Below are 329 nucleotides of genomic sequence, written 5' to 3'. Positions count from 1 at the left end.
CCTGCCGGCTGGAAGTACTTGAAGCCCTTGTGCTGCGGGTTGAGCAGTACGGTGCGGAAGCCGCAGTCACGGCCGTTGTCCTTGTCAGCGTCAGCCTTGAAGTAAACCTGAACCTCGCACATGCGCTCCAGATCGTATACTACCGAGCCCTCGGTGCCCTGAATCTCGTAATAGAAGTAGTTCTTGCGGCCGGTTGCAACACGGGAGGACGAGAAGTCACCAATTGCACCGTTTTCATACTTAACGAGGAAGGTGATGAGGTCGTCGTTCTCAACCTTGCCCATCTCAGTGCTGCCTGCCTTGACCGGACGCTCCGGAATAACGATGGA

At 55.9% G+C, this 329-nt stretch carries 1 protein-coding gene; it reads right to left on the bottom strand.

Annotated elements, in window-relative coordinates; all coding sequences use genetic code 11:
• Positions 1–329, bottom strand: a 329-nt coding sequence (locus tag DW724_RS15865; protein ID WP_243105786.1) for a Gfo/Idh/MocA family protein, incomplete at both ends; no start/stop codon positions are given.

It is taken from the genome of Butyricicoccus sp. AM27-36 (genome assembly GCF_003480945.1).
GTDB classification, from domain to species: Bacteria; Bacillota; Clostridia; order Oscillospirales; family Butyricicoccaceae; genus Agathobaculum; species Agathobaculum butyriciproducens.
The sequence above is the reverse complement of the archived record's forward strand: the minus strand, read 5'-3'. Positions and strand labels throughout refer to the sequence as shown.